The following is a 26615-nucleotide window of genomic DNA, read 5'->3' as shown; positions in this document are numbered from 1 at the left end:
GGCTTCGTGCTTGAAGAGGGCTACTTCAGCAACGACTTCAGCAACGACCCTCACAGGTCCTCCCACTCGATGGCGTCGAGCGCCTGGCGCATGGCGTCGAGGTTGGTGTGGGCGTAGATCGCCATCGTCACGTCGATGTGCGCGTGGCGAGCGATGGCCTGGACGACGTGCGGTGGCGTCCCGAGGTCGAGCAGCAGGCTCACCACGGTGTGGCGGAGATCGTGGAGCCGAACGTCGGGCATCCCGGCAGTGACCCGCAGCCCCTCGAAGTGACGGTTGAGGTTCCGCGGCTCCATCGGCGTACCGAGGCTCGAGGGGAACACGAGGTCGTGGTCCTCCCAGCGGCTCGCGGTGGCCCGCTGCTCGTCCTGACGGCGACGGTGCGCCTCGAGCACGCGGCGGGTCACCTTCGGCAGCGGGATCGTGCTCTCCGAGGCGTCCGACTTGGCCGGCCCGACGTAGAGCTGGCCGGCGGCGCGAGCGACGGTCTGAGCGACGGTCAGCGTGGCCCGGTCGAAGTCGATGTCCTGCCAGCGCAGGCCGAGCAGCTCACCGTGACGGAGCCCGAGCGTGGCGGCGGTGACGTAGAGGGCGTACCAGCGCGTCCCCTTGGCCGCCTCGAGCAGCGTCTTGGCCTGCGTGACCGTCAGGCCCTTCCCGACCTTGTACCGCGGCGTCGGGACCTTCACGAGCTTGGCGACGTTGCGCATCACCAGTTCCTCGCGCTCCGCGTTGCCCAGCGCGTTCCGCAGCACGGCGTGGACGTACTGGACCTGACGCGGCGTCGGCCGGCGCTCGCAGCACGGGAGGCCGGGTCGGCAGCACGCCGGTTGCTTCGGCTTCCGTCGCGCGTGGCGGCCGTTGGTGCAGCACAGGCACTTGGCCCGCACCGTGCTGATGAACTGGCGGACGTCGGCGCCCATGAGCCGGTCGAGGCGCTTCTTGCCGAGGATCGGGACGATGTGGAGCCGGACCACCGACTCGTACCCGTGATACGTCGTGAGCCGCCGCTCGACCTTGATGATCGAGAGCCAGTGCTCCATGTACTCGGCGACGGTCATCGAGCGGTCCGGCACCGGGATGCCCTGCTCGTTGTTCGACTGCAGCCGCAGCAGCTTGTCCTTCACGTCGTCGAAGGACTTGGCCGAGACGTACTTGCGCTCGATGCGGCCGGTCGAGGTGTAGACGTAGGCCGAGCCGAGCCACATTCCGTCGCTGGCGCGCTGGTAGATGCTCCCCTCGCCGTTGACCTTCCGGCCGCGCTTGCGCTCCCTGTCAGCCATCAGGCGACGGCCTCCGCCTCGAGCAGCGCGGTCACGTACTCCTCGAGCGCGGCGCGCGGGATGCGGCGCGAGCCGCCGATCTTGACCGAGCGGAGGTCGCGGTTGCGGAGCAGGTCGTAGACCTTGCACCGGCTGATCTTGAGAATCTCGGCGGCTTCCTCGGCGGTGTAGAGCAGGGCGTCCATGGGTGTCAGCTCCTCGTGTCGGTGGTGCGGAGGGGTCGTGCTTGCCGGGCCCGGCACAGCAGCCCGGCGACGGTGGTGGCGGTGGGGCCCTCGAGGCAGGCGACGGCGGTCAGCGCGCGGCGCTCCTCGTGGCCGAGGTCGAGCCCGACGAGCGGGCGGACCAGCGCGCTGAGGTGGACGCTCAACGCCTGGGCGCCCTCGCGGCCGGTCATGGCCGCTGTCCGTCGTCCGGTACGTCAGCGGCGCGGTCTGTGGCGGCGCCGAGCTGGTGGGCGAACTCGCCGGCCGAGCTGCTCACCGCCGGCCCGAGCACAGGGAAGGCGGCGAACAGCAGGACGAGGGTGACGACGCCGGAGACCAGCGCGGGCGCGGCCTTGTGGCACTTGACCAGCAGCACGGTGACGAGCGCCGCGATGATGACGATTGCTGTCAGGTTCATCGGTGCACCCGCCGTGCGTGCCGGGCGAGCCGGTCGCAGTACTCGCCGTACTCCCCGAGGTGCGGGACCCGGATGCGCTCGCAGTCGCGGCCGAGCCCGGACAGGTAGGCCACGCCTGGCGCAGCGTTGGCGTGCTCCTGCCCGAGGTGCCTGGCGTCGGTGCCGTGGAGCATCTCGAGCGAGTCCGCCGGCACACGGAAGGACAAGCGCAGGGCGAACTGATCCCGCGCGTAGCCGCCGCCCACCGCCGTTGCTTCGAAGCGCTGGGCGAGCATGAGGACCCGGAACGCGGCCTTGCGGCCCTCGGAGAGCAGCCGCAGCACCGACGAGCGGATTCGGTCCCCGAGCGGGACACCCTCACCCCGCTTGGGTTTCGGAAGCCCGTCTGCCGCCCGGAGCAGGCCGGGGAACTCCTCGAGCACGACCAGCACCGTTGGGGTGGCCAGTGTGGGCTCGATCTTGTCTCGCCGTGGCGGGATGGCCTCGAGCCGGCGGTCCATCTCGGCGACGAGGTCCTCGAGCAGCACTGCGTGTGCACCGATGTCGGCCGTGCCCGTGACCTGGTGGGGTCGGTGAGCCGTGTCGTCCCAGGCGCGCCCGAGCAGCAGGCCGGTGATGTCCGAGCCGGCCACGAGGACATCCGGCGCGGCGGCGAGCTGCGAGAGCAGCCCGTAGCAGAACGCGGACTTCCCGGACCCGTTCTGGCCCTGTACCCCGAGGTGGGCCGGGTCGGCGATCGCGTGGCCGAGGGTGACGCCGTCCTCGGTCCGCCCGAGGATCACCGCCTCCGCACCGGCCGCGACGGTGAGCGAGGGGAGGCCGAAGCCGTCGCACAGCGGGTCGTGCTGCAGGACCACGAGCCGCACCCACCGCCCGGCGAGAGGCTCGACCCGGAGCCCGTGCCCGCCGAGGGTGTGCGCGAGCCGCGGTGCGTTCTCCTTGCGGACGAAGTCGCCGGGTTCCTGGCCGGGCAGCAGCTCGACGGTGAACGTCAGCGGCGGCCCGGGGCGGACCTCCCCGACGCGGGGAGTGCGGACGGTGACGCCGACCGCGACCTGGACGTAGTGACAGATGCCCAGACCCGTGCACGCCTCCCGGAACTCACCGCGCAGCGCGTGCGCGAAGGCCAGGACTGAGGCCTCGTACTCGCGCTGAGCCCGCCGCTCCCGCATCCGCGACAGCAACCCGGGACCACGGGCGCCCGAGCGGTAGCTGGTGTGCGCGCGGTCGACGCGCTCGAGGGCGGTCACGGCGCGAGCCCCATCTCCTCGCACAGCCAGCACACCGACCCGTCCACCGCCGGGACCGCGAACAGCAGCGAACACGCCGAGCACATCGCGTCCCGGTCGACCTCGGGGTCCGGCACCCCGGCGGCCCGGGCACGGCGGATCGCCCGGAGCTCGAGCGGCGAGCGCCCGGCCCAGATGCCGAACGCCTGGCCCGACACGACCGCGTAGGTCAGGCACTCGCGGCGGACGGGGCAGCCGACGCACACCCGACCGGCCTCGAGGAGCGCCCTAGCGTTCGCCCAGGTCGTCCAGTCGTCCGAGGCTGGGAAGAACAGCTCCGGATCGGCGTCACGGCACGCAGCAGCCGCTTGCCAGCTCATGACGCCGTCGCCTCGGACTGCGCGGCCTCACCCCGGCGCGAACGCGGGGCGGTGGAGGCGGTGGAGCGGACCTCCTGGCAGCGGTACCAGACCTGGGCGCCGGTGACGTTGCCGTCGCGGTCCTTCTTGTCCATCACCCCGATCTCGAACCCGACCAGCTCCACCGGCGTGGCCGGAGTCAGGTCCTCGGCGGGCTGACGCTCCGAGGCGAGACCGACCTTGATGATCTCGTTGGTCGCCCGCCCGAACTGACGGAACCGGGCCACGAGCTGCGTCTCCCACTTCGGGGTGCCGTCCTTGGTCGTCTCCTGCCGGAACGAGTCCCCGAACGCCGTCTTGGGCTCACAGGACAGAAACAGCAGCGACTCGAAGGTCGCGGCCTGATCGATGGCGAAGTTCTGGATCATGTCTTCTCCTGGGGTGGGTCAGGCGTCTGCCGGTCGGTGGCTGAGGTGGGAGAGCGCGGCGTGGCCTCGTCCGAGGGCCCGGCCCGCCCCGAGAAGCCCCGAATGGCCCTCGGCGAGCCAGGCGTTGAACTCGACGAGGCGCTCGCCGGAATCGCGGCCGGTGTCATCAAGGAGGCCGGCGGCGCCGTTGGCCACGGCGCAGCGCTGGGCGAACAGGACGAACTGTGGGAGCCGGTCGACGAGGGTCACGAGCGAGCCCAAGGCTGCGTAGAGACCGACCACCTCGACGAGGCCACTACGAGCCGTGTGGTTGGCGAGGCGCACTGCCTCCGCACCATCGTCCAGCGCGACGGTCAAGGGGTCCGTCCGTCCTCCGATCCCCCGCCTGGGCACGAGCCCACCGGCCGCCGCCTTGGCGTCGTCCACGTCCACCACGGCCTTCCGAGACACACGACGTCGGACGTCCGACGTCCGATGTGCTGAGAGAAGCACATCGAGGTGGCGCGAGGCAAGTAGGACGTAGGACGTCCTGTCACTACAGTGGGAACCAGCGGCAGTCAGAGGAACTGACAGGCACTCACGGGTACTGAGAGGGACACGCTGGTGGCGCTCGAGGCGGCGAAATCGCAGTACCGGCAGGTCGCTGACCTGCTGCGCGAGGGCATCGAGCGCGAGGACTACGCCCCGGGATCGACCCTGCCGGCGGAATCGGAGCTCGCCGCCGAGTACGGCGTCTCCCGTGTGACGATCAACCGGGCCGTCCAGTTGCTCCGCGGCGAAGGGCTCGTCCGCGTCCTGCGCGGGCGGGGCACCGTCGTCCGGGCGATCCCGCCGATCCGGCGCAACAGCAGCCGTCGCTACGCCCGCAGCTCACGCGAGGAAGAGGGCAGCCGCGGCGCCTTCGATTTCGAGATCAGACGCCTTGGACTCAAGCCGTCGACGAAGCTGGCCCAGCTCGGGCAGATCGCACCACCTGAGACCGCACGCGGCGTCCTCGGCCTCGAGATCGGCGAGATGGTGCTCGTCCGCAAGCGCGAGATGTTCGCGTCGGACGAGCCGGTGCTGCTGGCCACCTCGTACTTCCCGTGGGATCTCGCCGAGCAGGCCGGCGTGACCGACGTCGACACTGGCCCAGGCGGGACCTACTCACGCCTCGCCGAGATCGGCAAGGGCCCAGTGCGCTTCACCGAAGATGTACGGGTCCGAACCCCGTTACCCGCCGAGGAGCGCTTCTTCGCGCTCTCTGAGACCCAGCAGGTCTACGAGATCGTTCACATCGCTTACCTCAAGGACGGCGTCGCCGTGGAGTACCGCGAGGACGTGCTCCCGACCTACCAGTGGATCATGCACTTCGAGTGGAACGCCGAGAACGACAGTGCCGACAAGGAGCCTGACGAATGAGCCCCGCCGGCCTCCAGGTCGTCAGCTCCGAGCTCTCGGCCACCAACGCACCTAACGAAGACCGGGTCCGGACCGGGACGAACGCTGTCGTGGTCCTGGACGGTGCCTCAGGCAGTGACACCCGAGTTAGCGTCACGGACTACGTCGACCACCTGGCTACGGGCCTCATCGAGGTGCTGGACGCCGAGCCGGATATGCCTCTGCGTCACGCGCTCGCCGACGCCATCCGCTCAACCGTCGCCGCGCTCCGTCTCATGCCGGGGGAATCGCCTTCGTCCACCGTAAGTATCGCGCGCCGACGTGACGCGGAGGTGGACCTCCTCGTACTAGGTGACAGCCCCATTTACGTTGGGCCTGCCGGCGAGCTGCTTACAGACAACCGACTCGCTTGCTTGAACCTCCCGAGCAGGACGAAGGCGTACGAGCGTCTTCTTGCGGGCGCCGGCTACGACGAAACGCACCGTGACCTCGTTCGCGCCGTCCGCGCTGAGCAGCTACCACTGCTGAACGAGCCCGGTGGCTACTGGATAGCAGAGGCCACACCGGGTGCGGCGCACGAGGCGATCACACGCACCGTACCGGTCGGCCTTCCGTGGCTCCTTATGCTCACTGACGGCGCCGACAAGCCGTTACGCCACCTCGGAATACCACCGGAGGACGTCGTACAGCGCGATCGTCAGCGCCTCGACGACCTTCTGCGCGAACTTCACGAGTGGGAAATTGAGAAAGACCCGACCGCAACTGAGCTGCCCCGCTTCAAGCGGCACGACGACAAGACCGTCGCTGTGGTGACCTCGCTATGAGTGTGGGCCCGCTGCACTCAGTTTCAGTCGCCGGCGTAGTCGTAGACGACCGCAGGCGAGTACTAGTTGTCAAGCGCCGGGACAATGGTCAGTGGCAAGCTCCAGGAGGAGTGCTCGAGCTCGAGGAGACCTTAGAGGAGGGTGTCGCGAGGGAGGTTCTCGAAGAGACGGGCGTTCGCGTCGAGGTCGAGCGAATCACCGGGATCTACAAGAATCTTAGCAAGGCAGTTGTGGCCATCGTCTTCAAGTGCCGCCCGCTTGCAGGCCAGCCACGCCCCACTGACGAAAGCACCTGTGTGGAGTGGTTGGACGTCGCTGATGCTGTCGAGCGGATGTTGCCAGCCTTCGCTGTCCGTGTACAGGACGCAGTGTCGAGCGATCTCCAACCAACCAGCCGGTCACATGACGGGACCAATCTCTTGTGAGCCGTAAGAGCGTCCCAACGCCGCCACCTACCTACTAGATCATCGGTCCGCGCAGCATCCCTTGCTCTTGCGTTACGGAGTACCTCGTTGGAGGGCAGCGGGCGCACCCAGCGCGAAGCCAGCCATACCGTGACATAGAGTGCGCGCTCGCGAAGCCCAGCAAAGCTGGGGAGTCGTTTGAGCATGGCGCGGGGGAGAGGACGCAGATGACAGCCTGGTTCGAGGACTTCCTGCCGGAACTGGAACCACGTCGGTGGAACTTGCCGTCAGTGTCCCAGCAGGGTTTCGCGCCTCAGGATGTCTTCCTCCAGGCGGCTGACTACGGGCTCGAGGTCGCGACCGCGACCTCCGCCAACCACCCAAACAAGAACAATCTGCGAGCACTCTGGAAAGCCAGACAAGGTGGACGTCCAGCGCCGGTTTTGCTCGTAGTCGGCTACGAGGAGCGTGGCGCAACCAAGCTGGCGGTGTGCGGGCCGGCTGGTGACGAGCCGCCAGTGCACACTGGTCTCGGTCTTGACCAAGTCGAGCGTATCGCATCCGCTGCGCTAAGCGAGCCGAATCGACACGCCGCCCAGAGATGCCTCTTTCGACTCCTGACTGAAATAGACAGCGAGCTTCCGGGTCTCGTCAACTCTGGACTCTTGGCCACTCAGGAGCTTCGCAAGGGCGTTCCAGCCCGGGAAGACTGGGAGGAGTCACGACGCCAAGCACGTCCAAAGTTGAAGTTCCGCGGGCGCCCGCTCATTGAGTCTCTTGGTTTCTCAATCGACAATCTCTCAACCAACACATCGCTTCTCAAGGTTGGAGACGACAGACGGGCGGTGGCGGTCCTCCTTGACGAGGGCGAAGCGTTCGACGCCCCGGGTGCACGATTCGACGGCGTTTCTCCCGTTTCCCACGCGTTAGCCGTAGCTGACCGTGAACACTTGTCGTGGGTCATACTAACCCGCGCCGCCGAGATTCGACTCTATGCCGTGAAGACAGACACCGGTGTAGGACGCAAGGGTCGCGCCAGCACCTTCATTGAAGCGAATCTCGCCCTCCTGCCTGAGGAGCTTGGTGGCTACTTGCCGCTGCTCTTCTCAGCCGACGCGTTGGCGGACGGCGGAACGTTCGAGCAAATCCTTGATCGTTCAGCCGACTTCGCAGCTGACGTGGCTACTCGTCTACGCGAACGCGTCTACGGGCGGGTCATTCCATTCCTTGCAAGGGCGGTGGCGACTCGACTTAGCGCTGTTCCCACGGAAGATGACCTTTCTGCCGCGTACGAACGGACACTTGTAATTCTATTCCGCCTACTTTTTGTCGCATACGGCGAGGACAAGGACCTTCTTCCGTATCGGACTAACAGTCGATACGCGGACCACAGCCTTAAGCGAATCGCTCGACGACTCAGCGAGGACGCCCACAGCGAATCTGGCGCGCAGTTCGATCCGGACGCCATTGACTTCTGGGAAGACGTGGCTCAACTTTGGAGAGCCGTAGATAAGGGGAATAAGAGCTGGGGGGTACCACCGTACAACGGTGGGCTGTTCTCCGCTGATCCTGACGTTAGCGAGTCAGGTACGGCACTCGCTGATCTAACGCTGACCGACTCCGAATTCGGGCCAGCACTGTTGGCTCTGCTCGTTGATGTCAATGAAGAGGGCGCTGGCCCTGTTGACTTCCGCAGCCTGTCCGTCCGCGAGTTTGGCACGATCTACGAGGGGCTCCTTGAGGCACAACTCTCGGTAGCGCCAACCGACCTCACCGTCGACTCAAAGGGGAACTTCGAGAAGGCGCGGACGGAACGAGACGTGGTGGTGCGGGCTGGGGAGGTCTACCTGCACAATAAATCCGGTGCGCGCAAGTCCAGTGGAAGCTACTTCACGAAGCCCTTCGCAGTTGAGCATCTGCTCGACAATAGCCTAGAACGCTCTATTAAAGATCACATCGCGCGCGTGTCGGTGCTCCTCGACGAAGGAGACGAAGCAGCGGCCGCCACGGCGTTCTTCGACTTTAGATGCGCGGACATCTCCATGGGCTCCGGTCATTTTCTCGTCGCCGCGATAGATCGAATCGAGGCCCGCCTCTCAGACTTCCTGGCCCTGCGACCGATCCCGGCCGTCACCGCAGAGCTTGAACAGCTTCGCGATGCCTCACGGGCTGCCCTCGGCGACCTCTCGAATAGCGTTGAAGTGGAGACGACTTCTCTGCTTCGCCGTCAAGTCGCCAGGAGATGTATCTACGGAGTAGACCGTAACCGAATCTCGGTTGAGCTAGCGCGACTCGCAATCTGGATACATACCTTCGTACCAGGTCTGCCGCTATCCTTCCTCGATCACAACCTGGTTCAAGGCGATAGCCTTACCGGAGTCGGTAGCATTGACGATGCGCTCCAAGCTCTAACTGGCGGCGACCCTGACGCGCCAACTCTTTTCCGTGAGCAGATCACAGAATTTCTAAGCCGGACGTCGGCAGCACTTCGCCGTCTCGCCACCACCGCCGATGCAACGCTGGCCGACGTGAAGGCGTCCGCGGATGCTCACCAGGAAGCGCTCGAGAAGGCTGGGACAGCGACGGCCCTATTCGACCTGATCGTCTCGCACCGCGTTGGCGATACGCACCTCCCGGTTGATGTCGATGAGGACACTGTCCTCAACAGATGGAGGGCTTCGAACGCCGCTGCGACAGCATCCGAACTTAGGTCGCTGCATCTTCCCGTTGCATTCCCCGAGGTCTTCCTCCGGGAACGTCCAGGCTTCGACTGTATTCTCGGCAACCCACCATGGGAGAAGGTAAAAGTCGAGGAGCATGGATTCTGGAGTCTGCGGTACCCGGGGCTGAAGTCATTAACTCAGCAACAACGGGCGGAAGAGATCCGAAATTTGCGGATCGACCGACCGGACCTCGAGGACGAGTTCCAATCGGAGTTGTCAACAGTCAATCGCGTGAAGCGGTTGTTCTTTTCCGGCCCTTACAAAGGTATGGGTACCGGCGACCCGGACCTCTATAAGGCATTTTGCTGGAGGTTCTGGGAGGCTTGCCGTCAGGGAACAGGCACGATCGGGGTCGTGCTTCCGCGGTCCGCACTAACCTCAAGCGGCACGCAGCTTTGGCGTCTTGCGGTGCTCAACTCCGGAGCATTCGAGGACGCGACGCTACTACTCAATTCAAGGGGATGGGCGTTCGATGACGCCGACCCACGATATACGATGAGTCTTACATCTTTGCGAAAGTCTCAGACGGAGGATTCGAGGGTATCCTTCCGTGGGCCGTTCTCGTCCTACGCTGACTTCCAGCATGGCGTGCTGAAGGAACGTGTTTCTGTGGTGGCCAGTGATTTTCTCACTTGGTCTGACGAGGCAGCATTCCCGGCCCTCCCGTCAGCTGACGCGGCGAACCTCTTCCTCAAGATTCGGAGCCACCCACGGCTCGATGCGACCGAGCGCAGGAGAAGAGTTCGGCCCACTAGGGAGCTTCACGCGAGTGACGACAAGACATTCTTCTTGCCGATCGACAGCGATCGAGGTTGGCCCGTCTACAAGGGCGAATCAATCGAAACCTTTGACGGCGACACCGGAGCCTACCTTGCTCGTGCCGAGCCGGATGCCGTCTTGCCATACTTGCAGAAGAAGCGGGTGCGTCAGCAGCGGACGAAGAGGTCCGCCTTCTCAGAATTCTCCGCGGCTTGGGCGGCTGATCAGACATCGTTGCCGTGCCTTCGGCCAAGGATCACCTTCCGTGACATTTCTCGCTCCACGGATACACGTACTGTTATTGCGGCTCTTGCGCCCCCTCACGTCTTCTTGACACACCTCGATCCATATCTACTTTGGCCGGGCGGAGTGGACGAAGCGAGCGAAGCGTATCTGCTCGGGGTTCTGAACTCGATGCCCTTGGATTGGTATGCACGTCGCTGGGTTGAGAACCACGTCTCATACGGCTTCCTGAACTCGCTACCTATCCCAGACCCAGAAGAAGACGACCCAGTGCGTAAGCGAGTAGCTGAAATCGGCGCCCGGCTTAGCGTTCCAGATTCTAGATTCCAGGAATGGGCGAACCGACTCGGAGTCGTGATCGGTGCCGTGGAAGAGCCTGAGAGAAGCGCGCTTACTGCTGAGCTTGATGCGTGCGTCGCGGTTCTATACGGGCTTAACGAGGACGACCTGAGAAATATCTACACAACCTTCCACTACGGCGCCGACTACTCACAGCACCATGGCAGCGTGCTTGGATACTTCCGAGGGATGTGCGATGAGCGCTGATGAGAACCCAAAGCCCGAGTTCGTAACAAACCGCGTCGGCCAGCGAGTGGCAGATGGCGTCAATGCTCATTTGCGACACCTTCGAACGTCGTTGGTTCGCCCGCCAGAGGTTGCGATCGCTACTGCATACTTCAATCTGGGAGGTTACGGTCTTCTAGCAGAAGAGCTAGATCACCCGCGAGTCGTTCGTCTCTTGTTGGGAGCCGAGCCGGAGAACGTCAGTAGAATTCGAGCCCTCGACGAGCCGCGGTCAGCGAAGAGGGCCGAGGCACGCCGACTGCGAAACGCTCTCGCTACCCACGACGAGATGCTAGCGGACGAACGCGACTTAACAGGTTTCACCCATGAGTCCGACCGGCGTGCGGTCCGTCTTATCGAATGGTTGGGCCAGTCGCATGTCGAGGTCAGGCGTCTTACGGATCGGTTCCTACATGGCAAGGCATTCATCACCGTAACTGACCACAACGAAGGCGTGATTGCTGGTTCATCGAACTTCACGTTCGCCGGCCTCGCTACAAACCTTGAGTTGAACCTGGGCCATTACCAGCCATCGGTCGTTACCTCTGTGAAGGATTGGTTCGACGAGCTGTGGGACGCCGCCGAGCCATACGATCTCGCGAAGGTGTACGAGGAGCGGTACGAGCCTCACTCTCCCTACCTGGTCTACCTACGCATGCTCTGGGAGCGCTATGGTGCCGAATTAGAGCGAGAGGCTAGCGTCGACACGCGCGGCGTCGTCCATCTTGCCGGCTTCCAGCGAGACGGTCTGTGGCGGGCCCGCAGGATTCTTGAGGAGCGCCGCGGAGTACTAATCGCGGACGAGGTCGGGCTAGGCAAGACGTTCCTCGCTGGGAAGTTGATCGAGGAAGCCGCGATTGCCCGGAGGCAACGCGTTCTCGTTATCGCGCCGGCCACGTTGCGGGACGGACCGTGGCGACGCTTTGTTTCCGACTTCAACTTGCCAGTGGAGCTTAGATCGTATGATGAATTGGTCAACGATGCCAGGCTGAATCCAGATGCGAGTGACTATACCCTCAGCCAGGAGCCGGACGATTACGCCCTAGTGGTTATCGACGAGGCTCATAATGTGCGCAATCCGGACACTCATCGCGCTGCCGCGCTACGCCGCTTGCTTTCCGGGCAGTACAGAAAAGATCTTGTTCTACTTACCGCGACCCCGGTAAACAACAGTCTATGGGATTTGTACTACGTCCTGACCTTGTTCCTTCGGAACGATGCCGTATTCACTGACGTTGGCATCCCTTCGATGCGAGGTCACTTCGCGGAGGCGCTATCGAAAGGTTCGGAGGACCTATCGCCGGAGTACCTCTTTGACATCTTGGATTCAGTAGCGGTTCGACGGACACGAGCTTTTGTGAAGCGCTTCTACCCGACGGACACGATTCGAGTCGCAGGGCGAGAAGTGCCGATCACGTTTCCAACGCCTCGGGTCCGTGCCGTGTACTACGATCTCGATCGCGTCCTGCCAGGCTTCTTCGACTTCTTTGCGGCGGCGCTCGACGTTGACGATCATTCGACGGTTAGCGTATCGAGCTCCGCGCCAGCATTGACGCTTGCGCGGTACGCTCCCTCTCGGTACACGGAGGACGGCGCGGATGCCAGAGAGATTCAGCTCGCAGGCCTGTTGCGCTCCGGGCTCCTGAAAAGGTTCGAGTCGTCGCCATACGCTTTTGCCCGCACATGCGAGAAGATGGCCGAGAGCCATGACGCGTTCCTTCGTCTTCTCGATATTGGCAAGGTCGCGACTGGTAAAGCACTCAGGCAGTGGGTGGCGACTGACTCGGACGATCCCAGCGAGGTTGATGAGTATCTTAGTGGCTACTCCGGAGAGCTTGAAGACGCAGATGACTACGACGTTGTCACGCTACGGAACGATGTAGAGCATGACCGTGAGCTGCTAAGGCTCTTCGCAACACGTGCTTCCGGGGTTTCGCAGGAGGATGATCCGACTCTCTCGGCCGTGGTCGACGAGCTTGCCGAGATTGCCGCTGAGGCGGAGGCCGAAGGGATCGGCCCAACGGATACTCGAGACAAGCGCAAGGTTCTAATATTCAGCTACTTCGCGGACACCGTTGAATGGGTGAAGAGTTACCTCGAGGCCATCGTGCATGCAGATGACCGCTTAGCTTGTTATCGGGGGCGGATTGCCTCATTGACTGGGTCAGATACCGACAAGCGCGACGTTCTATGGGGCTTCGCTCCGAGAACGACTGACTCTCCAACTGGTGATGACAAGTACGACCTTGTGGTAACGACCGACGTGCTGGCAGAAGGAGTGAACCTTCAGCAATGTCGGCATATCATGAACTACGATCTACCGTGGAACCCGATGCGTCTCGTGCAGAGACACGGGAGGATCGACAGGATCGGGTCGGAGCACCGCGAGGTGTTTCTCCGGTGCGTGTTTCCGGACCGCCGGTTGGACGAACTGCTCGGGTTGGAGGAGCGCCTACATTCCAAGATTAAGCAGGCTGCGGCCGCGGTTGGCGTGAGCGAGATTCTTCCAGGCTCGGCTGCGGTGGACGTTACCTTCGCCGAGACTCGGGAGGAGCTCGAGAAGCTCCGTGCGGAAGATGCTGGCTTGTTCGAACGGGGGAGCGTCGGGCGCGGTGCGCTCTCCGGAGAAGAGTATCGGCAGGAACTACGGCAGGCCCTAGAGAGCCCGGAGACTGCGGAGCAAATCAAGGGCCTTCCGTGGGGCTCCGGCTCCGGTATGGCGTACCGAGTCGTAAGCGGGGATGCCCCTGGCTACGTGTTCTGCGTGCGCGTCGCAGATTACGAGCGCCCCGTTTATCGATACGTTTCGAGGACTGCGATGGGCGAGACGGTCGTGGAACACGATACGTTAACTTGCCTCGACCTCGCTAGGCCCGCGGATGGTTGGGCGACCAGGCGCAGGTTGACGAGCGACGTGTATGAGGGTGTATTCGAAGCTTGGAAGGACGCTTGCGCGGACATCGTTAGTCGATGGAATGCTGGCGCCGACCCAGCTAACCTTGCACCATCAATTCCCCCGGCGATGCGTCGGGCCGCAGATGTTATCCGAGCTTCCGCGAACGACTTCACGGTCGAGGAGGGCGACCGCCTAGTGGAGGCGTTAGAGGCACCGCACGGCGAACGGATCGTGAGGCTTTTTCGCAGAGAGCTCGCGACGGATTCGGTTACTGATCGCGTTGCGGGGATCACCCGCCTAGTGAGAGAGCTGGGCTTGGAAGCGCCGCCGGCTCCGGAACCGATGCCTGAGATTTCGTCTGACGACGTGAATGTTATCTGTTGGTTGGCGCTAACGCCCCAATAATGTGGGCCTGCGCTGGCTCTCGACGACGGCAGCGATACAACGACACAAGTCCAGAAGCGGGTTCGGGCTAGACGGGGCCGGCTGATCGTTGGACCGAGTCTGATCCAGAATTGAGTAACAGAAAGGGGGCGCTCGCCGTGGCCTTCCAGACGCCAATTACGGTGGAAGAGATGCTTCGAGGAATTCACAGGCAGGAGTATGTACTTCCTGCGATCCAGCGTGAGTTCGTCTGGGACACGACGCAGATTCGACGCCTTGTCGACAGCCTAATGCGCGGGTATCCGATCGGTTCCTTCCTAGTGTGGGATGTGGATTCGGATACGGCTCGCGGGTACACGTTCTATGATTTCGTGACCAACTATCACGAGCGCGATACGCCCTACGCGACGAAAGCAACAGTACCATCCGGAAACGGCGCTAAAGCTATCCTCGACGGCCAGCAACGGTTGACCGCCCTCAACATCGCCGTATACGGAAGCCATGCCGAGAAGAAGAAGTACGCGTGGTGGACAAGCCCGGAAGCGTTCCCGAGGAAGCGCCTCTACCTGAACTTGCTCGAAGACTCCGACCAAGATGACCTTGGACTAAACTACGATCTAAGGTTCTTGACTGACGAAGAAGCGAAGCCAGGTGAAGGCGAAGCGGCAAAATGGTATCCAATACGCGCCATCTTGACTCTGGAAGACTCGGGGCCAGCGGCTCACGACGAGCTCGCGGCGCGGCACATTGATCTTAATGATCGCGGCGCGTATCGGCGCCTCCACGCGCTCTTCCAAGCGATCCGAGTAAAGACCCCACTCAACTACTTCCTTGAAACTTCTCAAGACTCGGACAAGGTTCTGGATATTTTTGTCCGAGTCAACAGTGGCGGGACCGAGCTGTCGTATTCGGACCTCCTGCTTTCGATGGCGACGAACCAGTGGGACACGCTGGATGCTCGGGAGGAAGTCCGGAGCGCAGTCCAGGAGTTGAACACGAAGGGCGCGCGTCTGTTCGCCTTCAATAAGGACCATGTCCTAAAGACGGCACTTATGATTTCTGGCGTCGACCTTCGCTTCAAGGTTTCGAACTTTACCCGTCAGAACATGGCGCGGGTCGAGAAGGGTTGGGAAGAAAGCCATCGTGCCTTGGTGCGCGCCGCGAATCTCCTCTCAGGGTTCGGATTCTCGGGGCGGACTTTGACGGCCCACAGCGTTGTGGTTCCCATTGCGTACTACTTGTACAAACGAAGCGCTGACGACAGTTATCTTGACGCAGGTAGGTACGCGGAGGACCGGCGAGCTATTCAGCGATGGGTGACGCGGTCACTAGTGAAGCGCGGCATCTGGGGTTCAGGCTTGGATGGGCTACTGGCTCGGATTCGTGGGGTTCTCGACGAGCACGGATCACAATCGTTTCCCGTGTTCAAATTGGAGCACGAGATGGCCGCGTTGGGTAAGTCGTTGGCGTTCGAGCCGACGGAGATCGACGAGCTGCTTCAGCTGAAGTGGGGAGGACAGCGGACTTTTGCAGTTCTAACGCTACTGTATCCTGGACTCGATTTATCGAGCCAGTTCCACGAGGATCATATCTTCCCGCGGTCTCGATTTACTCGTAGGGCGCTGCGTCAGGCGGGTGTTCCCGCGGACCAAATAGACGATCATCTCTCGGTGGCGGACATGATTCCGAACCTCCAGCTTCTGAAAGGAGTTCAGAACATGGAGAAGCAGGCAGTCCTGCCGGGTGAGTGGCTGCACGAGGTCTCCGGAATGACATCAGAGCAGAGCAGCCAGTACATAGTTGATAACGATCTCATCGATGTCCCCGGAGACTTCGGGGCGTTCATGAATTTCTTTGAAGCCCGTCGTGCGCGAATGCGCGCGCGGCTCATGAATGTCCTAGGAGTATTGGAAACAGTATAGGTGGTTGGATCGACGCTGATCGCTTCGGTCAGGGCTGGGACACCGCGGACCAAAGCCGTAGCGGCGTCGCCGTTCGCGGTTGACCGGGGTGGGCCCTTAGCTCGTCAATCATCAATATGGCTCCGTCGGATGCCGTGGCAGGTTCGCAAGGTCCTCTGCGAACGGCGGCCAGAGAGTATCGTCCACTCGGCCGATTTCGTCGGCGTCGCGAGCGTCGCTGGCGAAGTGGCCGGTCAGAACTAGCAGGCCGCAGCCGGCGCAGTGGGCGAGTTCAGGGTGGTCGGCCCGCGAAACTCGGTCTGGCCAGTCGCACCATGCATCGTGCAAACCGGCCGGGATGACCGGGACGGAGCCGAGCCGGACAAGTGCGGGTGGTGCGCCCGTCCCACCTCTTGACGATCGCCCGTCTGAGTCCGTCATCGGCGGCTCTTGGACGGTTTGCGCCGCTTCGTGGATACCTTGAATCAATCGGGTAAGCGCGTCAGCGTCGAGGGGCACGCCGTGCGCGGTGATCGCTACCTGTGTATCGACGATGTCCACGATGACGGCAGGTTCAGCCCGTCCATGCGTGGACCAGACTTCCCATCGAGTCCGGTTGTGTCCCAGCTTGTCGCCCCATGCCACGGGGGCCACCGAACCACGTTAGGGGCCACGACGTCAGTGGAACGTGGTTGGAACGAAGATTCCGGCTCCGAGAGACACACCGGTAGGTCGTGGCGTTGTGGCTAGCCGGCAAGAAGTTGCCGCGGACCTTGGAGGTCCTGCGAGAGTCTGTGTGCGAACCCTGGTCCGTCGTTGAGCGCGATCCAGCCCCGATTGCCGTTTGTCATGAGGCGGACGCGTGACCGGGAGCGACGGAACCGCACTCGGCCGGTGTGTGCAGACGTCCGGGGTTTCCACGTCTGCTGGGTACGACGCTGTGCACGGGCCCAGCGTCGGGCGATGCGGCCGGCACGGATGCCGTCCTCTGGGGACACGTGGACGGTGCGAACGGCACGCTGGAGGGTCCAGACACCCCAGAATCGACCGGGGCCCGTGCCGGGTTCGGACCATTCGGGCGGGACGTCGTGCTGGTACTCCTTCGACGCCATGAGGCCATGCTTGGTGAAGTACGCCGCGACCCGCCGGGGATCACGAGCGCGCAGGCCCTCGGCGTAGTCGAGGGCTGTGCCGGCGAGTTCGTGTCGGCGACGCTGCTCAGGGTCGGGATGGTCGACGACGTCGGCCCACACCGCAGACAGCCAAACCGCGAACGTCTCGCCCGTGGTCTGTGCCCGACCGTGCGGCGGCGTGCAGAGCATGTGCACGTGCGGGGCGCCGCGGCGTTGGAACTCCAGCTTCCAGACGCACGCCCAGTCCTCGCCCCAGGCGCGGGCGTAGCGCTTGCGCAGCGCCTTCATGTGCCGCTTGAGTACCTGGCCGGCGGGGACGACGGTGAGCCAGTCGCCGGGGTAGGTCAGCGTCACCATCGCCGGGAGCCGGCCCGAGGCGTAGAGCGGGGTGTAGTCCAGCTCGCAGAGCCGACGCACCATGTTCGCCCTGCTCTTACGCGACCACGAGGTGATCGCCGTCCGCGGCATCGGCGGCTCGGGCCACTCGCCGGTGGCAATGTGCGCGGCGACCGCGGCGTCGACGTCCTTCACGTGCGTCTCGCGCGCTCGCTCCTCGGTGCGCTCCCGGCGCGCCCAGTCATGGCAGGCGACCGCGAACATGCCAGGTCCGATTGTCAGCTCCCAGCGCGGTCCCTCCGCAAGTGTCCCCGCTGGCTCGTGGATTGCGGGGAGCATCGCGGCGGCCGCGCCGACGAGCTCGGGGGAGGGGAACGCCGGAGCCCACAGCCCCGCCACCGAGTCCGGAACCGCCGTCTCGGCGAGCTCGCCTGGCTCGGAGTCGGTGCGATCACTGGGTCTGCGGCCCGATATGGCACATAGAACAAGCCCAGGCGGCCGGCCCTCGGCTGACGCCGGGGCGGCGGCCGGGTCCGTCGCGACCGGCTTACGCCGGTCGCTCCTGTCTTCGACCCGCTGCGGCGTGCCGGCCACTCCTGCCCCGGCCGCCCACGACGACAGCGAAGGGGCGGGCGCGGGCGTGTACGTGCGCCACGGATCAGGCAGAGCAGGCAGCGACCGACGCGACGAACGAGCCGGCGACGGCGACGAGGACGAGCGGGACCGGCTGCTCGAGGCGGGGGAGTAGGACACGACGAGGCCTCTCGGAGAGGCCGTCTCGCAGCGCGTGTGACCGGATGCGGACGCGCGGCCTCGCCACAGGACCCGGCGTGGGTCTGCGGTGGGCGCGTCAGAAGGGCCGTCTCGCGGCCCTGGCGGTCAGGGCGGCGAGACGGCGGCGGTCGGGATCAGCGGATGCGGGAGCGGTGCGAGGAGCCTTCGGCGACCAGGCGCTCCGCCCTGGACCAGGACACCGACCTCAGGAGAGGTTGTCCCGATGACGAGCGTGTCGGGAGTGCGGTGGTGGTCGGGACGTGGTCTCTCCCTCGCCGGCGCTTCCGGGGTCTGACAGCCCGGCCGCACAGCCGCAAGGGCCCAGCTCGAGCACGACGGTTCCCATGGGAGACGAGGGCAGGCCCTTGCGCCCGCACGTCCGGTCCGTCCGAGGCGACCCCGCGCCGCCGAGGGAGAGACCCCGAGCAGCCTCAGCGAGAAGTAACGAGGTGCCCGGCGTGAGCGACATCGGCAGCAATCAACCCGGGGGGAGACGCAGTGATCTTGACGCTGATCGGCTGGATGATCTTTCTGTTGCCGTTCGTGCTCGTGCTGGGTGGGATCGGGCTCGTGGTGTTCCTCGTGGTGCGATCCAGTCGACGGGGGCAGCAGCCGCCCATCTACTACGCGCCCCCGCCTCAGCAGTGGGCCCCGCCGCAGCAGCCCTCGCAGCCGCATCGGAGCGCGCAGGGCTGGAACCCGCCGAGGCAGTAGGCACTTCAGCAGTACTTCAGCAGCGGGCTCGCATCCAGGGCCGTCTGCCAGAGTCCGCCGATGACATTTTCCCTGCTCAGGCCACTGGTCCAGACGAGCTGACGGCCTTCCCGGGCACCTGAAAAGCGATAGGTCGGCGGTTCGACCCCGCCCCTGGCCACCCCTGCCCACCAGCGGAAACGCCCGGTGGGCTTCTTGCTGAGAACGGGCTACTTCAGCAACGTCCCCCCCGCACGCGGGACGGTCCCCGTCGTCGGGACCTCGAGACCGATCCGTGGCAGGGTCTCGAGCCGGAACGTGACGGACAGGGGTGACGGCCGTGGGCGAGGGACTCGTCGGACTGCTGGTGCCGTTCCTCGTGATCGGGATCGTCGGGCTCGTCGTCGGGGTGGTCACGCTCGTGGCCCGGCGGCGGGCGGCTCGGCGGAGGCCGTCGGCGCCCACACCCCAGCCGGAGCCGGACTGGCCCGGCGCGCCGGTCGAGCCGCTCGTCGAGCGGCCGGTCGATCTGGACCGTCGGTGGAGCTAGCGGAACGTCCGGCTCACCCACCCGACGCCATGAACGCGTCGTAGGCCGCCTGGTCCTCGTGGATGAACCGCGCCTCGCGCACCTGGCGTCCGTCGATCTCGAAGACGACCACCTGGGACGACGTGAACGTCCGGTCGCCGCGCACGCCCGTGACGTCGACCAGGGCGACCGCGCGGTCGTCGTTGGCCAGGACGTCGCGCACCGCCAGGCGCAGCCCGCCGCCGGTCTCCTCGGCCATCCGGCGCCAGAACGTGAAGATCGCATCCGGGCCGACGTGGGTGCCGGCGAGCGCCCCGGTACCGGCGATCACCCACCGGGTGTCCGGCAGGAGCGCCTTCGCCAGCGCGCGGCCGTCGCCCCGGTCCATCGCCGCGTAGAGCTCGCGGACGAAGACCTCGTTCGGGTGCGCCACCGCGGCAGCGTCGCGGGCGTCGCCCCGCTCGTCAACGACCCGTCGGGACGCGCCCGCCGACCGTTCGTCCCGTGCTCGATGCCGGACAGCGAGACGGGCGGACGTTCGTCGACGCCGGAGAAATCGCTCGTAACGCCGTCACCCGATCGAGCGACACGGTCGGCGAAAGCGGCAGTGGAGTCGAAGGGGGGGACCGGCGTGGAGTGGATCGTGGCGGTCGGGGCGTTCTTGGTCATCTCGGTGATGGTGATCGGCCTGCCGATGTACCTGGTGGCGACACGGTGGACGACGCGGTCGGAGCGTCTGGCCGCCGAGGCGCGGCGCCGGGCGTCCGCGTACCCGGCGCCGCCGGTGCCGGAGCGCAACGGCGCCGGGCGGCGCCGCAAGGTCCTCAGCGGCTGACGGTCAGCCCGTGACCAGCCGGACGCCGCCGGCGCCGTGGTCGCGGGCGTAGTCGAGCATCCGCGCGAGGTCGCTGACGCCGTTGCTCGCGGGCACCGGCGCGAACTGCAGCGTGGAGAGCACGCCCAGGGCGGTGCCGTCGGCCGAGAGGAAGGCGCTGCCCGAGTCGCCGGGGATGCCCGGGGTGGCGGTGAGGACGTCGTGGCTCCAGCCGCCGCCGCGCGTGGCGACGACGGTGCCGATCTTCGGGCTCAGCAGCGTGACGCCGCCGCGCAGCTCGGAGTTGCCGTAGCTGCGCACGATCTCGCCGGGCCGCGTGCCGTCGGTGTCGACGCCGGTCGGGCCGCCGAAGACCGGGACGGCGGCGGTCACGGTCGCGGCGTCGGCGGGGTCGAGGCGCACGAGGGCGAAGTCGTTGTAGGCGCAGGCGTCCGGATCGCTCTCGCCGGCGTCCTGCATCGCGAGCCAGGAGTTGTAGGTCAGGGTGCCCGGACGGCTCGCGCCGGCGATCTCCACGGGCGTCCCGAGGGGCAGCGAGCCCGCGGTGCAGCCGTCGACCTGGTCCGAGCCCCCGGTGCCCGAGCAGTGCGCGGCCTGGCCGAGGTAGGTGTCGTCGCCGTCGGTGAAGACGAAGTTCGAGGTGCACTGTGCGCCGTCGGTGCGGGTCTGCACGCCCGGGTGGACGCCCGGAGCGGTGGGCACCGGCTCGTCACCCGGAGCGGCGTCCGCGGGCACGACGGCGAGCCAGGCTCCCGCCGCCACGGCGGCACCCGTCACCAGCGCGGCGAGGGTGCGGCGGGCCGAGCGTCGTGCAGGCATGTGGTCTCCCCGGGGCGTCCGTCGCGTCCACTCGCGTCCACCAGGACCAACGCCGCCACCCACGACCGGGTGACGCGCGATCGTGGGTCTGGCGGAGAAGGCGTCAGCGCGACTGCAGCGCCGCCCAGGTGGTCGCCGCGGAGACCCCGCCGTCGGCGGCGAGCGTCTGGCCGTTGACCCACCGGCTCTCGTTCGACATCAGGAACGCGACCACCGACGCGATCTCCGCCGCCTCCGCGTCCCGGCCCGCCGCGGTGCGCTGGCGCGCGAGACGCCGCGGGTCGGTGGAGCGCTCGACCTCGGGCAGCGACGGCGTCCGCACGGTGCCGGGGGCCACGGCGTTCATCCGCACGCCGTCCGCCCAGGTCAGCGTCGACGAGGCCGTCGTGTAGGCGAGGACGGCCTCCTTGGAGACCTCGTAGATCGGCCGGTCGGGACGCTGCTCCCGGCACCACCGCAGGCCCTCGGAGAACGTGCGGGTGGCGAGCAGGGGGCGCAGCTCCGCGAGGTGGGCCACCCAGTGACGCCCCTCGGACGACGACACGTTGACCACCGACCCGCCGCGGCGGATGCGTCCCACCAGGCGCTCGGTGAGGTGGCGCATGCCGAGGAAGTTCACCGACAGCACGGTCTCGACCGGGGCCGTCCCGGGGACACCGGCCACGTTGGCGAGCGCGTCGACCTGGCCGTCGAGGCGGTCCACAGCGGTGTCGATCGACGACGGGTCCGCGAGGTCGCAGGGGATGTGCGAGACCTCGCGGTCGGGCGGATCGCGGCGGTCGAGCCCGACGACGGACACCCCGTGGCGCCCCAGGAACTGGGCGAGCGCCCGCCCCACCCCCGAGGAGGCGCCGGTGACGAGGAAGACCGTGCTCATGACGGGCACGGTAGCGGCGTGTCCGCGTCACCCCGTCGGGGCAGTCCCCGATCGACCTCCTCCCCCACGAGCCGCGGCACGCCGTGATCCGCCCGTCGCTCCTGGTGTCGATCTTCGGCCGTCGGGGTGCAGATGCTTGGCTTCGGGCGGGTGGGATGTGACGGTCGGTACGCAAGTGACGATCACGGAAGCGGAGCGCGCGATGTCGCAGCCCCTCGAGGTCGGAGCGGACTCCTGACCCCCCGGCGTCCCCGCCGGAACCCGAGTCCGGGGCGTGGTGGGGCGGCCCACGCCCCGGGCCGGCCCAGCGGGGGAGCTATGTCAGCGGGCGCCGAGCGATCCGACTGCCCGAGCGGCGCCGCACACGGCACCATGGAGCCCGTGCAGCTCCTCCTCGTCGACGCCTTCACGTCCTCGCCCTTCACCGGCAACCCGGCCGGGGTGTGTCTCACCGACGCCGACGACGCCGCGTGGATGCAGGCGGTGGCCGCCGAGGTGAACGTGTCCGAGACGGCCTTCGTCGACCTTTCCACCCTCGCGACGACGGGCGAGGTGGGCCTGCGCTGGTTCACCCCGAAGGTCGAGGTGGAGATCTGTGGCCACGCGACGCTCGCGAGCGCGCACGTCCTGTTCGAGCAGGGCCTCGCCGAGTCGCCGATCGCGTTCCGCACCGCGTCCGGCGTGCTGCGGGCCGAGGCGCTGCCGGGCGGCGGCATCCAGCTCGACTTCCCCGTGGACGAGCCGGTCTCCGCGCTGCCGGACGGGCACCTGGCCGACGAGTTCGCCGACGCGCTGGGCGCCGCGATCGTCGAGATCGCCCGCTGCCGCTACGACGTGCTCGTCGAGATCCCCTCGGCGGCGGAGGTCCGCGACCTCGAGCCGGACCTCTCGGTGCTGCGGGCGGCCAGCGGGCGGGGCGTGATCGTCACCGCCCGGGCCGAGGAGGACCCGACACCGGGCGCCCCCGACTTCGTCTCCCGGTTCTTCGCCCCCGCGGTGGGGATCGACGAGGACCCGGTGACGGGCTCGGCGCACTGCTGCCTCGCGCCGTATTGGTCGTCGCGGCTCGGGCGGGACCGCCTGGTCGGCGCCCAGCTCTCCCCGCGCGGCGGCGAGGTCGGCGTCGAGCTCGCGGGCGAGCGCGTCCACCTGCGCGGCGACGCGGTCACCGTCAGCCGGGGCGAGCTGCTCGCCGAGGCGACGAAGATCTGACTCCTCACCGAGGGTAGGCGTCTCGTCCCTCAGGGGTCTCTTACTGGCGCCCCACTCGGCCGTGTGTCACTCTCTGTGAGCAGAGTCGGCGAGCGTCGCCGGCCGGGGACAGCGGGAGTGGCAGCCGTGTGGATCGTCGGTCTCATCCTCGTCGCCCTCGGGGTGGCGGGCTTCCTGATGGCGCAGCGCACCCGCGCGCGCCGGCACGCCATGATCGCGGCCGAGACCCTGCCGATCGCGGAGCTCGAGGAGCACCGCCGCACGTTGGCCGACCTCGGAACGGTCGGGGGCTTCCGCAAGGTCTGTGAGGTGGTCGGCGCGGCCCACCCGCACTCCGACGGCCCGCTGCGCGCGCCCCAGAGCGGCGTCGAGTGCGTGTGGTTCCGCCAGACGGTGGTCCACAAGTACAGCGAGCAGTACCGCGACTCCGACGGCGACTGGCGGCGCCGGGAGCAGAACGACACCGTCCTCGACGACACCTCGCGCCAGGGCTACGCGCTGGTCGACGACTCCGGGATCATCGGCGTCGACCCGAACGGCGTCGCGCCCGACCGCCCCGAGAAGGTCCACGAGAACTTCGTCCCCGGCCAGGGCCCGAGCGGCGGCGGGTTCTTCACCAGCGGCAGCCAGTCCCTCGGCATGACCTACACGGAGTGGGTCATCCGCCCGGGCCAGCGGCTCTACGTCCTCGGCGAGGTCCACGACCGCATCGGCCCGCTGGTGATCGGCAAGCCGGAGTCGTCGTCGGAGCCCTTCATCGTGTCCACGCGCTCCGAGGAGGAGCTCAAGGCCTCCGCAGCCGGCGCTCAGCGCTGGTGGGCGTGGGGCGGCGCGGCGGTCGCCGTCCTCGGGATCGTGCTGGTCGTCGTCGGACTGCTGTGAGCCGAGCTCACAGGTCGCCGCCCTCGTCGAGGAGACGGTCGATCTCGCGGCGCAGCAGGCCGAGGCGGGCCTCGCGCACGAGCGGGATGTCGCGCCGGCGCCTGCGCACGTCGGCGAGGTCGATGTCGACCGTGCAGGTCTCCTCGGCCTCGGCGCCCTCGCCGCACTCGCCGACGACCTCGCCCCAGGGGTCGACGACGTGGCTGCCGCCCCAGAACGTCAGGCCGCCCTCGACGCCGACGCGGTTCACGAACACCACGAACAGCTGGTAGATGCGGCCGTAGAACGTGGTGATGTTGCGCCAGTACTCCTTGGAGTCGTAGCGCTCGGGCGACATCGACTGCGCCGAGTTGGCCGGGACGAGCAGGATGTGCGCGCCGTCCTGGGTCGACAGGAAGGCGACCTGCGGCTGCCAGGCGTCGTTGCAGATGAGCGTGGCCGCCCGGTGCCGCCCGCCCCGTACGCCGTAGGCCCGCGAGTGCTGCCCGGGCAGGAAGTGCTTGCGCTCCTCGAACGTCGAGTAGGTCGGCAGGTAGAGCTTGCGGTGGGTGTGGACGAGCCGACCGTCCTCGTAGTAGCCCGCGCTGTTGTAGGTGTGCAGGCCGTGGCCCCCGGCCTCGGGGAACCCGACGAGCACCCCGGCGCCGCCGGCGCGCTGGGAGATCCGCAGCAGCCGCGGGTCGTCCGGGGCCATCGAGAGGTCGTGCGGGACGTCGCCCACCTGGTAGCCCGAGAGCGCGAGCTCGGGGAACACCACGAGGTCCGAGCCCGCGTCGGCGGCCTCGGCGACCACGCGCTCGGTGCGCTTGATGTTGCCGTCGACGTCCCCGAGCGTGGCGTCGGTCTGGGCGAGCGTGATGCGCACGCGGGCTCCTCGGGATCGTCGCCGCACGCGGCGTGGGGGACGGGGACTCCACCCGGGCCCCCGGTCGCCTCAGCGCGACCGACGTGCCCGTCGCGCGACGAGGACGACCAGACCGGTTCCGCCCAGCAGCGCCATTGCGGCTGCAGACCCGGCCAGCGCCACCGTGCGCGATCCGGAGTGTGCATCGCGGCCGTCGCTCAGGTCGACCCGGCCCGCCCCTGCGGGCGACACCGACACCGGACCGTCGCCGGTGAACTCGTCCGGACGGACGTCGGCGACCGCCGCGACGGGGTCGACGGTGCCCGCGCCCACCGCGTCGTCGTGGGCCCCGCCGGAGGCGGGCGCGCCGCCGGGACGGTCGGCCGACGCGGTGACCCGCGCCATCACCTGGCGGGCGTCGAGGCCCGGATAGCGGGCGCGGACCAGCGCGACCACACCGCTGACGTAGGGCGCCGCGAAGCTCGTGCCCTCGATCGGCACGCTGCGCTCGGCGCCGATCGGGGCCACGGTGTCGACCACCCCGGGGCCGGCCGGGTCGAGCGACACGATCTCCGAGCCGGGCGCGGAGAGCGACACCCACGGCCCGCGCAGGCTCAGCGGCGACGGCAGGCCGTCGCGGCGCGTGTAGCCGACCGAGAGCACGTCGTCGCCGAACCACGCCGGTGCGACCACCTGGCCGGCGCCCCGGCCGTCCGCGCCCTGCCCATCGGCGCCCTGGGTGCACGCCCCCGACCCCGCGTTGCCGGCCGCGGCCACGACGACGACGTCGGCGTCCACCGCGGCCCGCACCGCGGCACGCAGGGCGCGAGCGCCGGACCCGCCGAGGCCGCGGGCACGCACGCGGCCTCGGAGACGTTGATGACGGTGGCACCGAGGCGGGTCGCGCGCACGATCGCCTCGGCGAGGGTGTCGACGTTCCCGCCGCCCGAGCCGGTGGTGCCGTCCGGGCTCGTCGTGCTCACCGTGAGGCTCGACTGACGGATCGAGAGGACGCGCGCGTCGGGGGCGACGCCGACGAACCCGGTGGCCGGGTCGGGCGCCGCGGCGATGATGCCGGCGACGAGGGTGCCGTGACCGTCGCAGTCGAGCAGCCCGCCGTCGCGGCCGACGAAGTCGCCGCCGTCGACGAGGCGTCCCGCCAGCCGCGGGTGCGGGCTCACGCCCGTGTCGATCACCGCGACCGTCTGGCCCGCGCCGCGGGTGAAGCGCCACGCGTCGGTGAACCGCAGACGCTGCTGGCTCCAGGGCGCGGCGGGGATGACGCCGTCGGCGGCCGAGCGCACGCACGGGACGCGGGACCGCACGCCGGGCAACGGGTGGGGCTCGGGGTCGAGGGCGGCGAGCGCCCGCGCGTCGGGAGGCGGAGGGACCGGCGCGTCGACGCGGAGCACGGGGCGGCGCCGGCCGGGACGGCCGGGCCGAGCGCGACGAGGGCCACCGCGACGAGCGCCACCGCGACGAGGGGCACAGCGGCGAGCGCCCCCATCCCGCGCACCGCTCGACGGACGATCTCCCCCACGCCGCGGATGGTAGGGCGGCCGGTCGGATCGCCGGGGCTGTTCGGCCGAAGCGGTACCCACCGTGGCTGCCGCCGGTGATCCATGGACCTCGTCCACCCGTTCGGCCTACTGTTCGAACTTGTCGTCTCTCTGTGTAGCC

The 26615-nt window shown here is 67.1% G+C and carries 25 protein-coding genes and 1 pseudogene; 11 read left to right on the top strand and 15 right to left on the bottom strand.

What is annotated here, in order from left to right; all coding sequences use genetic code 11:
- Positions 1–50: 50 nt before the first annotated feature.
- From ACQPYN_RS29570 to ACQPYN_RS29535, 8 genes are read right to left on the bottom strand one after another with little or no spacing between them, the layout of a single operon-like run.
- Positions 51–1283, bottom strand: a complete 1233-nt coding sequence (locus ACQPYN_RS29570; RefSeq protein WP_433030462.1) for a tyrosine-type recombinase/integrase — start codon at positions 1281–1283, stop codon at positions 51–53.
- A complete protein-coding gene (locus ACQPYN_RS29565) occupies positions 1283–1468 on the bottom strand; it encodes a helix-turn-helix domain-containing protein (RefSeq protein WP_433030460.1) in 186 nt (61 codons plus the stop codon). Before ACQPYN_RS29565 ends, ACQPYN_RS29570 begins: the two co-directional genes overlap by 1 nt.
- Before the next feature lie 5 nt (positions 1469–1473).
- Positions 1474–1680, bottom strand: coding sequence for a hypothetical protein (locus tag ACQPYN_RS29560; RefSeq protein WP_433030459.1), 207 nt, complete (start codon positions 1678–1680; stop codon positions 1474–1476).
- Positions 1677–1907, bottom strand: coding sequence for a hypothetical protein (locus ACQPYN_RS29555; protein ID WP_433030457.1), 231 nt, complete (start codon positions 1905–1907; stop codon positions 1677–1679). Before ACQPYN_RS29555 ends, ACQPYN_RS29560 begins: the two co-directional genes overlap by 4 nt.
- On the bottom strand, positions 1904–3157 hold the full coding sequence (locus ACQPYN_RS29550; RefSeq protein WP_433030455.1) for a hypothetical protein: 1254 nt from the start codon (positions 3155–3157) through the stop codon (positions 1904–1906). Before ACQPYN_RS29550 ends, ACQPYN_RS29555 begins: the two co-directional genes overlap by 4 nt.
- Positions 3154–3516: a WhiB family transcriptional regulator gene (locus tag ACQPYN_RS29545; RefSeq protein WP_433030453.1), complete on the bottom strand. Its 363-nt coding sequence runs from the start codon at positions 3514–3516 to the stop codon at positions 3154–3156. Before ACQPYN_RS29545 ends, ACQPYN_RS29550 begins: the two co-directional genes overlap by 4 nt.
- Positions 3513–3923 (bottom strand): hypothetical protein, encoded by a 411-nt coding sequence (locus tag ACQPYN_RS29540; RefSeq protein ID WP_433030451.1) that lies wholly within the window; start codon positions 3921–3923, stop codon positions 3513–3515. Before ACQPYN_RS29540 ends, ACQPYN_RS29545 begins: the two co-directional genes overlap by 4 nt.
- Positions 3924–3941: 18 nt before the next feature.
- A complete protein-coding gene (locus ACQPYN_RS29535; RefSeq protein WP_433030449.1) occupies positions 3942–4280 on the bottom strand; it encodes a hypothetical protein in 339 nt (112 codons plus the stop codon).
- 246 nt (positions 4281–4526) lie between these two features.
- On the opposite strand from ACQPYN_RS29535, the gene ACQPYN_RS29530 reads away from it, so the two are divergent.
- The 6 genes from ACQPYN_RS29530 to ACQPYN_RS29505 all read left to right on the top strand — a co-directional run bounded on the left by ACQPYN_RS29530 (position 4527) and on the right by ACQPYN_RS29505 (position 16022).
- Entirely contained in the window at positions 4527–5324 is a 798-nt protein-coding gene (locus ACQPYN_RS29530) for a GntR family transcriptional regulator (protein ID WP_433030447.1), read from the top strand.
- Complete coding sequence (locus tag ACQPYN_RS29525) at positions 5321–6127, top strand: hypothetical protein (RefSeq protein ID WP_433030445.1); 807 nt, start codon at positions 5321–5323, stop codon at positions 6125–6127. The genes ACQPYN_RS29530 and ACQPYN_RS29525 overlap by 4 nt, the downstream gene beginning before the upstream one ends.
- Positions 6124–6552, top strand: coding sequence for an NUDIX domain-containing protein (locus tag ACQPYN_RS29520; protein ID WP_433030443.1), 429 nt, complete (start codon positions 6124–6126; stop codon positions 6550–6552). Before ACQPYN_RS29525 ends, ACQPYN_RS29520 begins: the two co-directional genes overlap by 4 nt.
- 206 nt (positions 6553–6758) lie before the next feature.
- A complete protein-coding gene (locus ACQPYN_RS29515; RefSeq protein WP_433030441.1) occupies positions 6759–10802 on the top strand; it encodes an Eco57I restriction-modification methylase domain-containing protein in 4044 nt (1347 codons plus the stop codon).
- Positions 10792–14121 (top strand): helicase-related protein, encoded by a 3330-nt coding sequence (locus tag ACQPYN_RS29510; protein ID WP_433030439.1) that lies wholly within the window; start codon positions 10792–10794, stop codon positions 14119–14121. Before ACQPYN_RS29515 ends, ACQPYN_RS29510 begins: the two co-directional genes overlap by 11 nt.
- A 137-nt stretch (positions 14122–14258) precedes the next feature.
- The gene (locus ACQPYN_RS29505; protein WP_433030437.1) at positions 14259–16022 is read left to right on the top strand and encodes a DUF262 domain-containing protein; all 1764 of its coding nucleotides are present in this window, start codon (positions 14259–14261) and stop codon (positions 16020–16022) included.
- A gap of 725 nt (positions 16023–16747) precedes the next feature.
- On the opposite strand, the gene ACQPYN_RS29500 is transcribed toward ACQPYN_RS29505, so the two are convergent.
- A complete protein-coding gene (locus tag ACQPYN_RS29500) occupies positions 16748–17734 on the bottom strand; it encodes a rolling circle replication-associated protein (protein WP_433030435.1) in 987 nt (328 codons plus the stop codon).
- Positions 17735–18742: 1008 nt separating this feature from the next.
- Between ACQPYN_RS29500 and ACQPYN_RS29495 the strand changes: the two genes are divergently transcribed.
- Both ACQPYN_RS29495 and ACQPYN_RS29490 read left to right on the top strand, forming a co-directional pair.
- Entirely contained in the window at positions 18743–18958 is a 216-nt protein-coding gene (locus tag ACQPYN_RS29495) for a hypothetical protein (protein WP_433030433.1), read from the top strand.
- 319 nt (positions 18959–19277) lie between these two features.
- Entirely contained in the window at positions 19278–19487 is a 210-nt protein-coding gene (locus ACQPYN_RS29490) for a hypothetical protein (protein ID WP_433030431.1), read from the top strand.
- Positions 19488–19500: 13 nt separating this feature from the next.
- Here ACQPYN_RS29490 and ACQPYN_RS29485 read toward each other — a convergent pair whose 3' ends face one another.
- Positions 19501–19899, bottom strand: coding sequence for a nuclear transport factor 2 family protein (locus ACQPYN_RS29485; RefSeq protein ID WP_433030429.1), 399 nt, complete (start codon positions 19897–19899; stop codon positions 19501–19503).
- Between the two features lie 198 nt (positions 19900–20097).
- Between ACQPYN_RS29485 and ACQPYN_RS29480 the strand changes: the two genes are divergently transcribed.
- Entirely contained in the window at positions 20098–20301 is a 204-nt protein-coding gene (locus ACQPYN_RS29480) for a hypothetical protein (protein WP_433030427.1), read from the top strand.
- 3 nt (positions 20302–20304) lie between these two features.
- On the opposite strand, the gene ACQPYN_RS29475 is transcribed toward ACQPYN_RS29480, so the two are convergent.
- Together ACQPYN_RS29475 and ACQPYN_RS29470 are read right to left on the bottom strand one after the other, a co-directional pair.
- The gene (locus ACQPYN_RS29475) at positions 20305–21120 is read right to left on the bottom strand and encodes a serine protease (RefSeq protein WP_433030425.1); all 816 of its coding nucleotides are present in this window, start codon (positions 21118–21120) and stop codon (positions 20305–20307) included.
- Between the two features lie 103 nt (positions 21121–21223).
- Positions 21224–21997, bottom strand: a complete 774-nt coding sequence (locus tag ACQPYN_RS29470) for a coniferyl-alcohol dehydrogenase (protein WP_274194542.1) — start codon at positions 21995–21997, stop codon at positions 21224–21226.
- Between the two features lie 372 nt (positions 21998–22369).
- On the opposite strand from ACQPYN_RS29470, the gene ACQPYN_RS29465 reads away from it, so the two are divergent.
- Positions 22370–23209: a PhzF family phenazine biosynthesis protein gene (locus ACQPYN_RS29465; protein ID WP_433030423.1), complete on the top strand. Its 840-nt coding sequence runs from the start codon at positions 22370–22372 to the stop codon at positions 23207–23209.
- Between the two features lie 126 nt (positions 23210–23335).
- Positions 23336–24091 (top strand): E3 ubiquitin ligase family protein, encoded by a 756-nt coding sequence (locus ACQPYN_RS29460; protein ID WP_433030421.1) that lies wholly within the window; start codon positions 23336–23338, stop codon positions 24089–24091.
- A 7-nt stretch (positions 24092–24098) separates the two neighbouring features.
- On the opposite strand, the gene ACQPYN_RS29455 is transcribed toward ACQPYN_RS29460, so the two are convergent.
- The 3 genes and pseudogenes from ACQPYN_RS29455 to ACQPYN_RS29445 form a co-directional block, all read right to left on the bottom strand.
- Entirely contained in the window at positions 24099–24956 is an 858-nt protein-coding gene (locus ACQPYN_RS29455) for a nitrilase-related carbon-nitrogen hydrolase (RefSeq protein ID WP_433030419.1), read from the bottom strand.
- A gap of 69 nt (positions 24957–25025) precedes the next feature.
- A complete protein-coding gene (locus ACQPYN_RS29450; RefSeq protein ID WP_433030417.1) occupies positions 25026–25712 on the bottom strand; it encodes a S8 family serine peptidase in 687 nt (228 codons plus the stop codon).
- Positions 25713–25813: 101 nt separating this feature from the next.
- Positions 25814–26239: pseudogene (locus ACQPYN_RS29445) on the bottom strand (S8 family serine peptidase); the annotation flags it as partial.
- Positions 26240–26615 lie beyond the last annotated feature (376 nt).

The organism is Actinomycetospora sp. CA-053990 (genome assembly GCF_050948445.1).
Lineage (GTDB): Bacteria > Actinomycetota > Actinomycetes > Mycobacteriales > Pseudonocardiaceae > Actinomycetospora > Actinomycetospora callitridis.
Note: the sequence above shows the minus strand (reverse complement) of the source record. Positions and strands in the feature narration are given on the sequence as shown.

Bases quoted from the DNA above. Each gene is read 5' to 3' on its own strand.
- ACQPYN_RS29570 (WP_433030462.1), bottom strand. From the start codon at position 1,283: ATGGCTGACAGGGAGCGCAAGCGCGGCCGGAAGGTCAACGGCGAGGGG.
- ACQPYN_RS29565 (WP_433030460.1), bottom strand. From the start codon at position 1,468: ATGGACGCCCTGCTCTACACCGCCGAGGAAGCCGCCGAGATTCTCAAG.
- ACQPYN_RS29560 (WP_433030459.1), bottom strand. From the start codon at position 1,680: ATGACCGGCCGCGAGGGCGCCCAGGCGTTGAGCGTCCACCTCAGCGCG.
- ACQPYN_RS29555 (WP_433030457.1), bottom strand. From the start codon at position 1,907: ATGAACCTGACAGCAATCGTCATCATCGCGGCGCTCGTCACCGTGCTG.
- ACQPYN_RS29545 (WP_433030453.1), bottom strand. From the start codon at position 3,516: ATGAGCTGGCAAGCGGCTGCTGCGTGCCGTGACGCCGATCCGGAGCTG.
- ACQPYN_RS29540 (WP_433030451.1), bottom strand. From the start codon at position 3,923: ATGATCCAGAACTTCGCCATCGATCAGGCCGCGACCTTCGAGTCGCTG.
- ACQPYN_RS29525 (WP_433030445.1), top strand. From the start codon at position 5,321: ATGAGCCCCGCCGGCCTCCAGGTCGTCAGCTCCGAGCTCTCGGCCACC.
- ACQPYN_RS29520 (WP_433030443.1), top strand. From the start codon at position 6,124: ATGAGTGTGGGCCCGCTGCACTCAGTTTCAGTCGCCGGCGTAGTCGTA.
- ACQPYN_RS29515 (WP_433030441.1), top strand. From the start codon at position 6,759: ATGACAGCCTGGTTCGAGGACTTCCTGCCGGAACTGGAACCACGTCGG.
- ACQPYN_RS29510 (WP_433030439.1), top strand. From the start codon at position 10,792: ATGAGCGCTGATGAGAACCCAAAGCCCGAGTTCGTAACAAACCGCGTC.
- ACQPYN_RS29500 (WP_433030435.1), bottom strand. From the start codon at position 17,734: ATGTTCGCGGTCGCCTGCCATGACTGGGCGCGCCGGGAGCGCACCGAG.
- ACQPYN_RS29475 (WP_433030425.1), bottom strand. From the start codon at position 21,120: ATGCCTGCACGACGCTCGGCCCGCCGCACCCTCGCCGCGCTGGTGACG.
- ACQPYN_RS29470 (WP_274194542.1), bottom strand. From the start codon at position 21,997: ATGAGCACGGTCTTCCTCGTCACCGGCGCCTCCTCGGGGGTGGGGCGG.
- ACQPYN_RS29465 (WP_433030423.1), top strand. From the start codon at position 22,370: ATGGAGCCCGTGCAGCTCCTCCTCGTCGACGCCTTCACGTCCTCGCCC.